The following is a 13,901-nucleotide window of genomic DNA, read 5'->3' as shown; positions in this document are numbered from 1 at the left end:
CGCTTCGTCGCCCTGGATCTCGTCGCGTGCGGTGATCAAAAATGTCAGACGCGCAGGTGTTCGAAGATCGATGCCGCCGCAGCTTCGTCTTTCGCATTTCCGTGGTCGATGATTTCACCTTGCTTGAGCACGGCGTAGCGGTCGGCGACCTTCAGCGCAAAAGGGACGTTCTGCTCGATCAGCAAGAGCGTGGTGCCGTGTTGGCTGCGTTCCCATAGCAACGCTTCGGCTAGCCGGTCGATCACGGACGGCTGCAACCCTTCCGTGATTTCGTCAAGCAGGATGATCAACGGACGCATCATGAGCGCACGGGCCACCAGGAGCATCTTCTGTTCACCGCCGGAGAGCGTGCCGGCGAATTGCTTCAACCGGCTCTTGAACACCGGAAAAATCGGTTCAATTTCGGCAAAGCGTTCGTCGAACACAGATACTTTGGCAAGCCCGAGGCGCAGGTTGTCGCGGATACTGAGGTCCTGAAACAACGCATGTTCCTGGGGCGCGTAGGCAATGCCTGCCCGGGCGATCCGATGAGGCACCATGCGGGTAATGTCCTGCCCACGCACACGGATAGCGCCGGTTTTCTTCGGCAGATAACCCATGATCGTCTTGAGCAACGTAGTCTTGCCCATGCCGTTCTTGCCAAGCAAGGCGACGGCCTCGCCATTGGCGACGGTCATCGACAGATTGCGAAGTACGACCGAGGCCTTGTAGCCGCTGGTCACATCCTGCAGGTCCAACGCGATCTGACTCATGACGCCTCCCGATGCGGTGTGCTCCCGTCGGATCCGGCGCTTTGCGCGGTTCCGGCATAGATCGTCTTGACGAGCTCCGAGTTGACTACTTCATTGAAGTTGCCTTGCATCACAATACGCCCCTGATGCAGCACCACGATGCGCGTGGCAATCTCCGCAACGAAATCGAGGTCGTGTTCGACCAACAGACAACAGAGCTGATATTGATGCGCCAGCGCGGCCAGCACATTGCCGATTTGCGTGCGCTCTGTTTTGGTCAATCCTGCCGTGGGCTCGTCGAGCAGTACGATTCGTGGCTCCAGCGCAAGCACCATTGCCAACTCCAGCGCCTGCTGTTCGCCGTGCGAGAGATCGTTGGCTACAGCGCCCAGCTTCTGATCGAGGCGCGTGGTGCGGACAACTTCCATGGCATACGGCGGCAAGGCGAGGGTATTCGAGCGTTTGAAGAGTGAAGGCCGTTCGATGATCGTCCCCGCGAGTCTCAAACACTCCGCCACGGTAAGCGTCTCGAAGACGTTCGCGTTCTGGAACTTGCGCCCTAACCCAAAGCGCACGCACCGGTCCGGCGGCAATTGCCGGATATCGTTGCCGCACAGCACGACCGCACCGGCGGAGCGCTCGGCTCCGTCGCTCATGCAGCGCATAAGCGTCGTCTTGCCGGCGCCGTTCGGGCCGATAAGTCCAACCAGCTCGCCCGCGTTAGCGTTCAGGTCGATGCCTTGCAGCACCTTGAGGCTGCCAAAATTCTTGGCGACGCCGTTCATTTGCAGCGCTGGTCTGGACAATGCCTGTTTGTACTCTGCCCGTACGGCCCGCTCGACCAGTTCGGGTGCGGCGCTATTGCCGGCCAGGTGGCGCAATGGCTTCAGAAGCAACGGCACCAGCCCTTGCGGCAGCAATACGATCACCGTCACGAATGCGGCGCCGAGGATGAGTTGCCACGCAAATGGCATGCTGCCGCTGAGATACGCGGTCCCGACGTTGATCAGGAGCGCGCCGATAACTGGTCCCCACAGCGTTCCCCTGCCACCGAGCGCGACCCAGATGATCAGTTGGGTACCGAGGACAAACCCGGTCAGTTCCGGGGCGACCACGCCGCTAAACGATCCGTAGCCGAAGCCTGCAAGACCGGCGATGACCGCAGTCGCAATCAGCAGGATGATCTTGACGAGCGACGTATTGATACCCAGGTACGAGCAGCGCGATTCATTGTCGCGAATGGCGGCCAACACGCGGCCGCCATCGCTGCGCACGAATAGCCAGGCCAGCGTTGCGACGGCCAGCAAGGCCGCTCCGGCGATCCAGTACCAGGCCGGGAGAGAAAGATCGAACGTCTCGTAGCCGGTGAGCCCCGAACTCGAGCCGGTCCATTGACCGCCGGACAGCAGCAATTGACTGAGCACGATCGGCAGCACGAGCGACATCACCGTCGCGAAAAACGGCGAGGCGCCTCGATAAAACGATAGCCAGCCGAGCAGTGCAGCGACGGCTGCAGTCACCGCGATGGTCGCTCCCAGCGCCAGCACCACATAACCTGTGGAGAAACCGCCGTGCGTGAAGACCAGACCCGCCGCGTAGGCACCGAGGCCAAAGAATGCCGATTGCCCGAACGTCAGATACCCCGTGTATCCCCAAAGGATGTCCACCGTCACGGCGACTATCGAGAAGAAGAATGCCTGGATCAGGACGTTCAGCAGGTACGTGCCGAAAACGAACGGGCCGGCAGCCAGCAGCAGAACGCCGAAGCAGCCGGCCATGAGCAATCCCCGCCCACGCGGCTCCAGGCGGTTGCTTGCTCGCTCGTCGCGCTGCGCGGAATAAGCGCCGGCATGATCCGGCGGCGCATCGACTTTAGCCATGAGAGAACCCCTTCGGCCGAATGCGCAGCGTCAGCGCGGCCAGTACGGCGATGGTCAGGCCACCCAGTACCGGGCTGACGAACGTGCTGACCAGGACCTGGCAGGCGCCGAATACAAGACAAGTGAGCAGCAGGCTGACCATCGAGTAGCCAGAAACCATGACGAGCATGAAGGCGCTCACCAGCCAGGTCAGTCCCATGTCGGGATCGACGCTCGATAACGGCGTAATGAGCGCGCCGGCCAGGGAACCCAGCGCGGCGCCGATACTGAACGTAATGAATCGAATCCGGCCGGAATGAATGCCGAGCCCCCGGGCCAGGTCCTCATTCATGATTACCGCACGGGTCTTGACGCCAAAGCGCGTTCCCGCGAGAAGCGCGGTCATGAGGGCGCAGAGACCGAGCGCGATCAGGATCAGCAACAGGCGATAAGCAGAATAGTCAGTCCCTGCGATGGAAAAGGCCCCTTTCAGCGGCGTTTCCACGAACTGGACCTCGCGGCCAAAGGCCATCACGATGAGCTGTGCAATGACGATTCCGAGGCCCCAGGTGGCAAGGATCGCGTCGAGCGGGCGCTTGTAGAGCGGGCGCACGATCACCTGCTCGACGAACATGCCTGCCGCGGTACCGGCCACCAGCGCGAGCGGCAAGCTGACCCACGGATTCAGCTTCAACTGCGTCACGACGAAGCTCGCGTAGGCGCCCGTCGTCAGCAATGCGCCGTGGGCAAAATTGACGATTTTCATAACGCCGAAAATCACCATCAACCCGGCGGTCACGATGAACAGCACGGCCGCTGTCGTGAAAATATCAAGTGCCAGAACCATTGTCATCTCCAGTCACATCCGCCTGTGCATTGACCGCAGCCAGGTATCAGGCGGATGCCTAGTTCCAAAACCACGTCTACTTGATGTTAGGACACTGTGCGCCCGGGTCCACTTCTGAAAAGGTTTGCAGGATCTTGATCGACCCGTCTGCCTGAATCTGGCCGAGGCGCATGGCGAGCGGCGTATGCCGGCTCTTGTCCATCGTTACCGGACCGCGCGGACCGTCGAATGACACCTGCCCCAGCGCCTTGACCACCTTCGCCGAATCCGTGGAACCCGCCCTCTCGACCGCAGCCTTGTAAAGGAAGAAGGCCTCGTATTGCGGCTCGGACAGTTCATTTGGCGTCTTCAGATCGTGGCCGAAGCGCTTGTCCATGGCCGCGAGAAATTTCTTGTTCCCGGGCGTGTCGATACTCGTCAGGTAGGAGCCCGACATATATATGCCCGTGGCGACGTCGCCCATGCTCCTGGCGGTCCCTTCGTCGATGGCCAGATTGCCGTACGGCAGCGTTAGCCCCGAACCGTTCAACTGCTTGGCGAGAGCGACGTTGGGCGCGCCGCCCGCAGTTGCACTGATGAGCGCGTCGGGATGAACCGAGCGGATCTTGGAAAGAATCGGCGTCCAGTCAGTACCGTCGATCGGCAGGTACTCCTCGCCCACTACCTTGCCACCATGCTGCTCGATATATTTTTTGGTGAAATCGAGCATGCCTCGGCCGAAAGCATAGTCGTTGCCGACCAGGTAGAAGGTCTTGGCGCCCTTGCTTTTCGCGAAGTAGTCCACGACCGGTGCGACCTGTTGTTCCGGTACCCAGCCGTTGACGTACATCCACGGGCTGCATGACCGGCCTTCATAGAACGACGTATAGATAAACGGCTTCTTGCCGCGCGCCAGGATGGGAAGCGCCGCATTGCGCGCGGCACTGGTTTCCATGGAAATGACGGCGTCGACGTTCTTCCGGAAAACCAGTGTGTCGTATGCCTTTTGCGCACCGACCGCGCCAGACGCGTCGTCTGTGATTTCGAGTTCGACCTGGCGACCCAGGATGCCGCCTGTGGCGTTGATTTCTTCAACGGCAAGCTGCGAAGACTGAACCACGGCCGGCGCGACCACGCTATTGGCGCCGGACAATCCGACTGCGACGCCGATCTTGATGGGATCGGCCGCAAACACATCGATGCAAGTGCTGGCACCGGCGACTGCCGCGATGGTGGCAACAAGGATTTTCTTCGTTAGCTGACTCATGGAGTTTCCTTCGTGGTGGTCGGTAGTGGTCGGGTTGGATTTCGAGGAACAATGCAGGCGCAGGTGGATATCTCACGAGCAAGAAGAAGGCAAGCCAGTGCCCAGCATCGGGTTGTACGCGTCAGCGCGCCGATCGCGCAGCACGTGATTGAAAGCGTTGAGCGTGCGCCCGGAGCGTGTGCGCTTCAGATCGATCGCGGCGTAGAGGACTTCTTCGCAGTCACTGCTGGCCGGCCCTGCCACGGGCCATCCATCGCCACCCACAATCAGGCTCTGGCCGATAAACGGCTGGCCGCGCTCGGTCCCGATCCGGTTTGCACATGCGATCGCCATGCCGTTGCTGTGAGCCGCCGCCATGGCGAGCGTCGTTGCCATTGCTGGACGATCATCCGGCTGTGCTGGCATCGGCACCCAGTTCGTCGGTACGCAAACGATATCCGCGCCTTGCACGGCCGCCAGTCGATATGTTTCGGGAAACCACCCGTCATAGCAGATCGCGATCGCGATTCGCCCCAAGGGCGTGTCGAACACCGGGACGCCAAGGTCGCCGGGCTCGAAGAAGAGATGTTCGTTGTTCCAGAGATGCAGCTTGCGATAGCTGCCGATGTGACCCGAAGGGCCGACGAACAGGGCCGAGTTGTATAGAAGCGTCCCCGCCCGCTCGGCGACACCGGCGACGATATGAATGCCGAGGCGCTGCGCCGTTTCGGCAAAGACCTGAGCGGTTTCCCCGTCCGGTAGCGCTTCTGCCAGGGAGAAAGCCTCGTCGCGGTCCGCAAAGACGTATCCGGTGTTGGACAACTCAGGCAGGAGCACTAACGACGCGCCGTTTTTTGCGGCGGTTTCAATATGCCGGATCGAGCGAGCCACGTTATCGCGCTTCGCTCCAATCTTCGGCTCCATCTGAACGCATGCGATGACGGGGCCTTCGAATTCACGTTCTGCGGGGTTGTACTGCGACATCACGATTTCGTCTCCCAAAAACAAAAAGCCCCCGAACCAGCGTTGGACGCAAGTTCAGGGGCTGCATAGCCGTTCATGTGTAGCACGGCATCGTTGCCGTGGAGCCGTCATAAAACATGACGACTCGTTGGAGGCGAATTTACGAAGCCAAATTTACGATGTCAAGCGCTTTGCAAGCCGCAACAGCCATCCAGTTTTCTCGACAACGGACAGTCGCCCGGCTCGTGAACAATCGAGAGGCGGTTGCCTCCGTGGTCGACCCTACGCGACCATTCAGTCGGACAGGGCGCGAACGACGCTTACTGACCAGACGCATGTGCCCGGAGAAACGCCACATAGCCATTCTGAGTCTTGAGGATCTTCTCGGCGCACTTGTCATAGTCCGAACCTCTCGCGCTGTCCTGCCCATACATGCCGCGGCACTGCGCAAAGAGGGTTAGCGTCCCGCCAGCGCCTCTCGCAGTACGGGTCGCCGAAAAGGCGGCCTTGCCTGAATCAGAGGGCACGTCGGTGTCGATTGCGACTGCGTCCGCGCGCGTCACCGACGTGTCGGAATGCTGCTCGATATAGCGTTTCGTAAGCACCCAGGCGGCGTCGCAGTTCGCCGGTTCGCAATCGACCGCCGCATTGCGTTGGGCGGCAGCAAGGCTGGATTCGTTGTGGAGGAATTCCTGAGCTTGCTCCGCCTGCTTTTGGGGGGACGAGCAACCGGTGAGTACAAGCGCGACGAGCGCAAAGGCAGCGATCTTTTTCACGAGTAAAACTTCCCTAGCCATGTTCGAGCGCGATTATAGCTGTGCGTCGGAAGCATTCGCAGATTCGCACAACCGGCCAAAATGACTCTGACCGACTCGTTCAAGTCGCTCAGCCCGAGCAGACGGATGTCAAGAAATGTGTCCAGATGCCGATATACTTCCCGTACGCAAGCCATTGCCCCGGCTTTTTTCTGCAAAAAGAGACCTCGCTGGGACACTGCTTTCAAGCTGTCCACGGAGAATTGTTTGATTTTGAATCGACCATCCATCATTTGGCGTGCGATTGCGTTCGTGGCAATCGTCTGCCTGTCTCTCGTTGTGCTCGATGGCTGGCGGAGTTGGAACGCACGATCAGTCGAACTGGGCGAAATGAATGTCGCCACCTCGAATCTGGCACGGGCAATGGCTCAGCAGGCCGACGACACATTCAAGGAGGCGGACACGGCGTTGCTGGGCATCGTCGAGCGCGTGGAATTCGACGGGACCGGTCCGGCTGCTCTTAAACGACTGCACGACATCCTGGTGATGCATCGACAGGAGCTTCCCCAACTAGACGGTCTTTTTGTCTATGACGAAAACGGCAACTGGATTATCAATTCCACGTCAGCGCCGCTAAATCGATTCAACAACGCGGATCGCGAATATTTCATCTTTCATCGGCACAACTCTGGTCCTGGTCCGCACATTGGTGTGCCGGTAATAAGTAGATCAAGTGGAAAGTGGGTTATTCCCGTTTCAAGGAGAATCAATAAACCGGATGGCAGTTTCGGCGGCGTTGTGCTGGCAACCGTCGATATTGATTTCTTTAAAGCGTTCTACGATAGCCTTCAGATCGGCAACGCGGGCGCCGTTGCCCTCGTCCTGGATAGCGGCGTCATGCTGATTCGTCGACCGTTCGATGTAAAAGTGATCGGCAAAAGCATGCGAGGAACTGCGCTGTTCAACTATTACACGACGCAGGGTCCTGCCGGAACGGCTTTCATCAAGTCGGCGCAGGATGGCGTCACGCGGCTAAACAGTTATCGCGGCCTCGAGCATTTTCCGGTCTTTGTAGCGGCTGCATTGTCCAAGGATGAGATTTTGCTTGAATGGTGGCGCGACACGATCTTGCATTCCGCCGGCGTGCTTTGCCTTGCCATTGTGGTGGGCTTGTTCGGCTGGCATCTGATCCGGCAGATCGAACTGCGAACGACTGCAGAGGCGGAATTGACAAAGACGCACGCCACCCTTGAAAAGCTCAATCGGACCCTTGAACGACTTGCGATGCAGGACGGCCTGACAGGGCTCGCGAACCGCCGCCAATTCGATGTCACGTTGCATAACGAATTCAGCCGCGCCACGCGTCAGGCGAGTACGTTGGCACTGATCATGATGGATGTCGATTGCTTCAAGCAATACAACGACATCTACGGACATGCAGCGGGCGATGAGTGCCTGCGGACGATCAGCCGTCTCATCGGGGACCTGACAGCCAGGCGTCCGGGGGACCTTGCTGCCCGATATGGCGGAGAGGAAATCGCGGTGCTTCTGCCGAATACCGATGTAGCTCATGCCGTAGCGATCGCGGACAATATCCGCAGCGCTATTCGTGGTCTGGAAATTGAACATTCGGGCAGCCCCGCTGGCTTCGTCACGATAAGCGCGGGTGTTGACGCCCGGGTCCCGACTCGCGACGCGGGCGAGCCTACGGAGCTCATACTGGCTGCCGACAAGGCCTTGTATGAGGCGAAGAAGAAGGGGCGTAATCGAGTGCTCGCCGCCAGGGGTAATCTTTCGTCTTCGACTACAGCTTGACATCGTAACTGTGCACTCCGGACCCGGCGCGTTTTGAACAGACTTCGTCATGAACACTTTTGCTCACGACGTTCGCTCGGCCACAGCGACGCGGCGGCGGTCTTCAATTGCAAGCCAGCCGAGCGTTGTTACCGCAACGGTTGGCAAGCGCGGTAGTTCAGACAGGTCGTTGTGTACTGCAAGGGTATTTTCCGATCAGGAAAGAGCCATCGCTGTCGTTATCCAGATATACATCGCACCGCTCGGCTCAATCGCGAGGCCAGGCGAGCGCTCCTCATCTCGTTAAATTGTCCCTATCAACAATACGTCACTCGGCCTTTGTCATGGCCAGGCGCAACCGCGCGCTGAATTTACAAGCGTGCATCGACAGGTAATCTTCATGGCAACGCAATCACTTTCTGTCAAGGCTCGGCTTACGCTCATCACCGGCTCGCTCTCCGCGATTGTCGTGGTTGTCGCGGCCGCCGGTTTATACGGGATGAATCAAAGCAACAACGGGCTGCGCACTGTGTATGAAGATCGGACGGTTTGTATCCAGCAACTGGCCCAAATAGATCACCGGTTGCTGGATCAACTCGCGACCCTGACCCGTGCCTCCCTCGACGTCTCAAGCACGCGAACAGCGGAGGCACTGGCCCGCGTTGAAAAAGACAGCTCGGAAATCGATACGATCTGGAAAGAGTACACATCGACTTTCCTCACGCCCGACGAAAAGCAGATGGCCACCGACTTTCGCACAGCGTATGACGCACTCGCGACGCAAGGCTTTGCAAAGGTAAAAGCGGCACTCGCCAATACCAATACCGATGCTGCGCAAGCACCCGCTCTGCTACGCGACAACGTCGATGCGCTATTGCCGCCTGCGGTTGCCGGACTCAGCAAGCTGCGCAAATTGCAGGTCGACGTTGCCAAGATCGAATACAACGACTCGCTTGAGCGTTTTGCAACCCTGCGGGCGACGCTGATTGCGATCGTACTGACGGGGCTGATATTCGGCGTCACGCTTGGTGCATTGACCGGCCGTCGGCTGCATAAACAACTCGGCGGCGAGCCCGACTACGCCGCGCACGTCGTCGGCCAGATCGCCGCCGGCGATCTCACCGTGACGGTCCAGACCCGTGCGGAAGACTCCTCCAGCTTGCTGTTCTCGCTGGCGCTAATGAAAGAGCAGCTAACGGGTATCGTGCACGGTATCAAGTCGTCGAGCGAATCGATCTCGGTTGCCGCAAGCGAAATCGCGCAAGGCAACACCGATCTTTCGCAACGAACGGAAGAACAAGCTGCGTCACTCGAGGAAACCGCATCGAGCATGGAAGAGCTGACCGCGACGGTGCGTCAAAACGCCGAAAATGCCAGGCAGGCGAGCACCTTGGCCGGCACAACCTCAGAAATTGCACGGCGCGGTGGCGAGGTGGTAGGACGCGTGGTCGAGACAATGCACGGCATCACCGAAAGCTCAAGCAAGGTCGCAGAGATCATCAGCGTGATCGAAGGCATCGCTTTTCAGACCAATATTCTCGCGCTCAATGCCGCGGTCGAGGCGGCCCGTGCGGGTGAACAGGGTCGTGGATTTGCTGTCGTAGCAACCGAGGTTCGCACGCTCGCTCAACGCAGCGCGACGGCAGCCAAACAAATCAAGGACCTGATCGGCGACTCGGTGAACCGGGTCGACGCGGGCTCCAAGCTCGTTGCGCAAGCGGGCAGCACGATCAGCGAAATCGTGCAATCCGTGGCGCGAGTGACCAATATCATGAGCGAGATCTCCTCGGCGTCGGACGAACAGAGCACAGGCATCGAGCAGGTCAATCAAGCCGTCAGCCAGATGGATGAAGTGACACAACAGAATGCCGCCTTGGTAGAACAAGCCGCGGCGGCCGCACAGTCAATGGCCGAACAAGCACAAGCGCTGCGCGAGGCGGTCGGTGCGTTCAATATCGGTGGCGCCGAATCAGGGAGCGTGATCCGGCGGGTGCCATCCTTGGCGTCGAAGGCAACGGCATTGAAACCAGGCAATCGCCGGTATCAGGCCAGGCTCAACGCAGTTTGACAAGGAGCGCCCGCAATCTTGCTGTAGCGAGTAGTTGGCAAACGTTCTAACGTTCTCGACAGGCGCGCAAGGGCTTGTTCGTCCAAGCTGCCCGGGCGACCCGGATCGCGTCTTCACGCGGAGTCGACAGGATCATGCACGGCGCCGCTCTGCCCCGTCTGCCCCAGCGGCTCGCCGAACTGAAGGGCGGCTAGCTGGGCATAGAGCGGCGAGCTCACAAGGAGCTCGGCGTGGCGGCCCTGCGCGACGATGCGGCCGTGTTCCAGCACGACAATGCGGTCCGCTTGCTGCACGGTCGCGAGGCGGTGCGCAATGACCAGCGTGGTGCGGTCCTGCGCGGCATTATCCAGTGCCTTCTGCACCAGCCGTTCGCTCGCGGCATCGAGCGCGCTGGTGGCCTCGTCCAGCAGCAGGATGGGCGGATTCTTCAGGATCGCACGGGCAATCGCAATGCGCTGGCGCTGTCCGCCAGACAGCCGCACTCCGCGCTCGCCCAGAAATGTATCGTAGCCTTGCGGCAGTTCTTCGATAAAGCCCGCCGCCGCAGCCATGTCGGCAGCCCGCTGCACTTGCGCGAGCGTGGCTTCGGGCGCGCCGTAGCGGATGTTGTCCAGCACGCTGCCTGAAAAGATCACCGACTCCTGTAGTACCACGCCGATTTCCCTGCGCAACTCGGCGAGCGGCACCTGCCGCGTAGGGACGCCGTTGATCAGAATGTCACCGGCCTGGGGGTCGTAAAAGCGCAGCAGCAGTTGGAACAGAGTGGTTTTGCCGGCGCCAGACGGTCCAACCAACGCGACATGCTCGCCTGCGCGGACGTCAAGTGAGAGGCCGGAGAGCGCCGCGATGCCGGGGCGGGACGGATATGAAAAGCTGACGTTGTCGAAGCGGATGCCCTCCCCGCGTGTCGGCAGCGGCACCGTCGTCTCGGCCTCAACCACCGGAGAGCGCGCCGACAGCAGTTGCAGCAGCCGCTCGGTGGCGCCGGCGGCCCGCTGCAGATCGCCCCACACTTCGGCAACGGCCCCGACAGCGCCGGCCGTGAACACCGCGTAGAGGATGAACTGGGACAGCTGGCCGGCAGTCATTCGCCCGGCCAGCACCGCCTGCGCCCCGAGCCACAACACGAAGACGATCGCGGTAAACACCAGCACGATCACCACCGCAGTCAACCAGGCGCGCGCCCGGATGCGCGTGAGCGCTGTCTCAAAGGCCAGCTCTACCGCGCCGCCAAACCGCCGCGCTTCAAAGGGCTCCTGCGTGTACGACTGCACGGTCGGCATGGCATTGAGCACCTCGCCCGCCACCGCGCTCGCGTTCGCTACCTTGTCCTGGCTAGCACGCGAAAGCCGCCGCACGCGCCGGCCGAAGATAACGATGGGCGCGACCACCACAACCAGCGTGGCGATGATGTAGCCCGACAGCACCGGGCTGGTCACCGCCAGCATCGCCACGCCGCCGGTAAGCAGGAAGAAGTTGCGCAATCCCATCGACAGGCTGGTGCCCACCACCGTCTGGATCAGCGTGGTGTCGGCGGTGAGCCGCGACAGCACCTCTCCGGTCTGCGTGGTCTCGAAGAACTGCGGACTCATCCCCAGCACGTGGTCGTAGACCGCACGCCGCAAGTCAGCCGTAACCCGCTCGCCCAGCCACGACACCAGGTAGAAGCGCATCGCCGTGGCACCGGCCAGCACCAGCGAAACGGCGAATAGCGCGAGGAAATAGCGATCGATGTGGGCCCGGTCGCCCCCGGCGAAGCCACGATCAATCAGGTATTTGAACGCCACCGGCAATGCCAATGTGGCTCCCGCCGACGTCACCAGCGCCAGGAACGCAAGCGCCCAGCGCCCGGCATAAGGGCGCAGGAAGGGAAACAGGGCAAACAGGGGGCCGATAGCCCGCGAAGGCGGCAAAGGCGGGACGGCATCTGGCATGAGGATTCCCAAGCGGATCGAAGATCACCTCGATTGTGCCAGTGCTGCGAGTTCGAAGGCAGTTCACGCAAAAGCCTGGCGCTGATCCACGCGTGGCTGCGTGTTGGCTACGCACCGCCGGCATCCGATCTTTGCTCACCCATGAACACTTGTTACCACCCTTGCCCGGTGACAAATTGCACGTTTTGTCTGTATTGGCTGGGCGTCACGCCTTGCTGACGAACAAAGAAGCGCGTGAAGTTTCCCGGCGAGTCGAAGCCCAGATCGAGCGCAATATCCTGAAGCGCCATCTCGTGCTGCGAGACGCCTTCAATCGATAGGTCCATCCTCAGCATGCTGCTGAAAGTCGCCGGGGTCATTCCGGTCTGCTTATGGAATAGATGAAAGAAATGCGGACGGGATAGCCCAACCGCTTGTGCGAGATCGTCGAAGTCGGGAGGGATGCCCCTTACCTGTTTCATTGCTTCGATCGCGCGACGAATCCTGATGTCGTACGCTATTCCGCCAACAGACCCGGCTGCCGACAGTTCACTCCTTCGCGGCGATATGCCGACCAGTTCGCCGGTCATGTCGGCGATCAACCCCTGGACCGCTTGCAGCGACTGGCCTTCACGGTCGGTCAGAATGTCGAGCAGATCAGTATGAAGACGGCGAAGCTTCCCTTGAACCGGCGCGGAAGACCTCGGAAAGAAACGGGGGTGAATGCTGTATGCGAAACGCCGGTCAACATCCTTCAACCAATCTGGCTCCAGGTAAAGCGCAAGCAGCACAGTCGGCTGCGATTGCGGGCGATGCTCATAGAAATGCGGCTCCCACGCATTCACCAGTAGTACGTTCTTGTCTGACAAAACATGCTCACGATTGCGGATCCCGAACTGGATGTCAGGACCTCCTTCCTTGAAGATGACGTGAGAAACCCGATGTGCATGGAGGACCATGCTTTTGTCCAGCAGCAGCAACGCCACTCTTCCAAACGGGCCATGAATGATTCGCAAAGGTTCCGACACTGTGAAAAGCCTCCTGCTGTCCCGATGAATTCAAAGCGCTCCTACTGTCTCAACCGTTTCGCGGAAAAAAATCATCATCCGGAATGATAAATCGGCCTCTTCCGTGACAAGTTTCCATACGGCCGGGACAGCGGCAAGTGGGACATTCGCCTACTCTGAGTACAGGCTCTCTCGCACCGCAGCTATTGAAGTACGGTCCAGCGCCGACCAATACGTTTTGAACGTCTGAACGTGAATGGCGTTGCTGCAATGCGGGACGCCTCTCGCACCATTCGTACACCTCATACATTCGTACACCTCAAGGAGATAGTCATGGCTGGCGTCGGCAGTGAAAAGGTATTTGAGAATGACAAGGTCATTGTATGGAACTTCGTTCTCGCTCCAGGCGAGGAAACGCCAGTACATACCCACACGCTTTCATACATGTGGTACGCAATCGAAGGTGCGCCCTTGCATATCTTCGACGAAAACGGCGGGGACCTCGGCATCTTCGACGTGCCAACGGGCGCGATTTACTCGCTCAAATGCGAGAACGGGTATCTGGAAGTGCTGTCCGATATCGGCAAGGGCGCCAAGGTCCCTGCAACGCACAAAGCGCGCAACGAAGGAAGCAAGCCATACCGCGAAGTGCTGGTCGAATACAAAGAGCAGCACGCTTGATTGAGTCTGTCTGAGTAGCCTCCCCGAACGCCTCTCGATGCGAGGTGGCGTTCGGCCA

The 13,901-nt window shown here is 59.8% G+C and carries 11 protein-coding genes; 3 read left to right on the top strand and 8 right to left on the bottom strand.

What is annotated here, in order from left to right; all coding sequences use genetic code 11:
* Nucleotides 1–44: 44 nt before the first annotated feature.
* From M0D69_RS19920 to M0D69_RS19895, 6 genes are all read right to left on the bottom strand, one after another.
* Nucleotides 45–752: an ABC transporter ATP-binding protein gene (locus M0D69_RS19920; protein WP_301783662.1), complete on the bottom strand. Its 708-nt coding sequence runs from the start codon at nucleotides 750–752 to the stop codon at nucleotides 45–47.
* Nucleotides 749–2,611: a branched-chain amino acid ABC transporter ATP-binding protein/permease gene (locus M0D69_RS19915; protein ID WP_301783661.1), complete on the bottom strand. Its 1,863-nt coding sequence runs from the start codon at nucleotides 2,609–2,611 to the stop codon at nucleotides 749–751. Before M0D69_RS19915 ends, M0D69_RS19920 begins: the two co-directional genes overlap by 4 nt.
* Complete coding sequence (locus tag M0D69_RS19910; protein ID WP_301783660.1) at nucleotides 2,604–3,437, bottom strand: branched-chain amino acid ABC transporter permease; 834 nt, start codon at nucleotides 3,435–3,437, stop codon at nucleotides 2,604–2,606. The genes M0D69_RS19915 and M0D69_RS19910 overlap by 8 nt, the downstream gene beginning before the upstream one ends.
* A gap of 76 nt (nucleotides 3,438–3,513) precedes the next feature.
* Nucleotides 3,514–4,683, bottom strand: a complete 1,170-nt coding sequence (locus M0D69_RS19905; RefSeq protein ID WP_301783659.1) for a substrate-binding protein — start codon at nucleotides 4,681–4,683, stop codon at nucleotides 3,514–3,516.
* A 72-nt stretch (nucleotides 4,684–4,755) separates the two neighbouring features.
* Entirely contained in the window at nucleotides 4,756–5,646 is an 891-nt protein-coding gene (locus M0D69_RS19900; RefSeq protein WP_301783658.1) for a nitrilase family protein, read from the bottom strand.
* Between the two features lie 299 nt (nucleotides 5,647–5,945).
* Nucleotides 5,946–6,401 carry a hypothetical protein gene (locus tag M0D69_RS19895; protein ID WP_301783657.1) on the bottom strand — a complete coding sequence of 152 codons (456 nt, stop codon included), beginning with the start codon at nucleotides 6,399–6,401 and terminating at the stop codon, nucleotides 5,946–5,948.
* Between the two features lie 246 nt (nucleotides 6,402–6,647).
* Between M0D69_RS19895 and M0D69_RS19890 the strand changes: the two genes are divergently transcribed.
* Both M0D69_RS19890 and M0D69_RS19885 read left to right on the top strand, forming a co-directional pair.
* A complete protein-coding gene (locus M0D69_RS19890) occupies nucleotides 6,648–8,195 on the top strand; it encodes a diguanylate cyclase (protein WP_367619738.1) in 1,548 nt (515 codons plus the stop codon).
* A 379-nt stretch (nucleotides 8,196–8,574) separates the two neighbouring features.
* Nucleotides 8,575–10,242, top strand: a complete 1,668-nt coding sequence (locus M0D69_RS19885; protein ID WP_301783656.1) for a methyl-accepting chemotaxis protein — start codon at nucleotides 8,575–8,577, stop codon at nucleotides 10,240–10,242.
* A 113-nt stretch (nucleotides 10,243–10,355) separates the two neighbouring features.
* On the opposite strand, the gene M0D69_RS19880 is transcribed toward M0D69_RS19885, so the two are convergent.
* Complete coding sequence (locus M0D69_RS19880) at nucleotides 10,356–12,176, bottom strand: ABC transporter transmembrane domain-containing protein (protein WP_301783655.1); 1,821 nt, start codon at nucleotides 12,174–12,176, stop codon at nucleotides 10,356–10,358.
* 152 nt (nucleotides 12,177–12,328) lie between these two features.
* Complete coding sequence (locus tag M0D69_RS19875; RefSeq protein ID WP_301783654.1) at nucleotides 12,329–13,114, bottom strand: AraC family transcriptional regulator; 786 nt, start codon at nucleotides 13,112–13,114, stop codon at nucleotides 12,329–12,331.
* A 381-nt stretch (nucleotides 13,115–13,495) separates the two neighbouring features.
* Here M0D69_RS19875 and M0D69_RS19870 point away from each other — a divergent pair, with 381 nt between their 5' ends.
* Nucleotides 13,496–13,843 (top strand): hypothetical protein, encoded by a 348-nt coding sequence (locus tag M0D69_RS19870; protein ID WP_301783653.1) that lies wholly within the window; start codon nucleotides 13,496–13,498, stop codon nucleotides 13,841–13,843.
* Nucleotides 13,844–13,901 lie beyond the last annotated feature (58 nt).

The sequence above is a fragment of the Caballeronia sp. SEWSISQ10-4 2 genome (assembly GCF_030464885.1).
GTDB lineage: Bacteria > Pseudomonadota > Gammaproteobacteria > Burkholderiales > Burkholderiaceae > Caballeronia.
The sequence above is the reverse complement of the archived record's forward strand: the minus strand, read 5'-3'. Positions and strand labels throughout refer to the sequence as shown.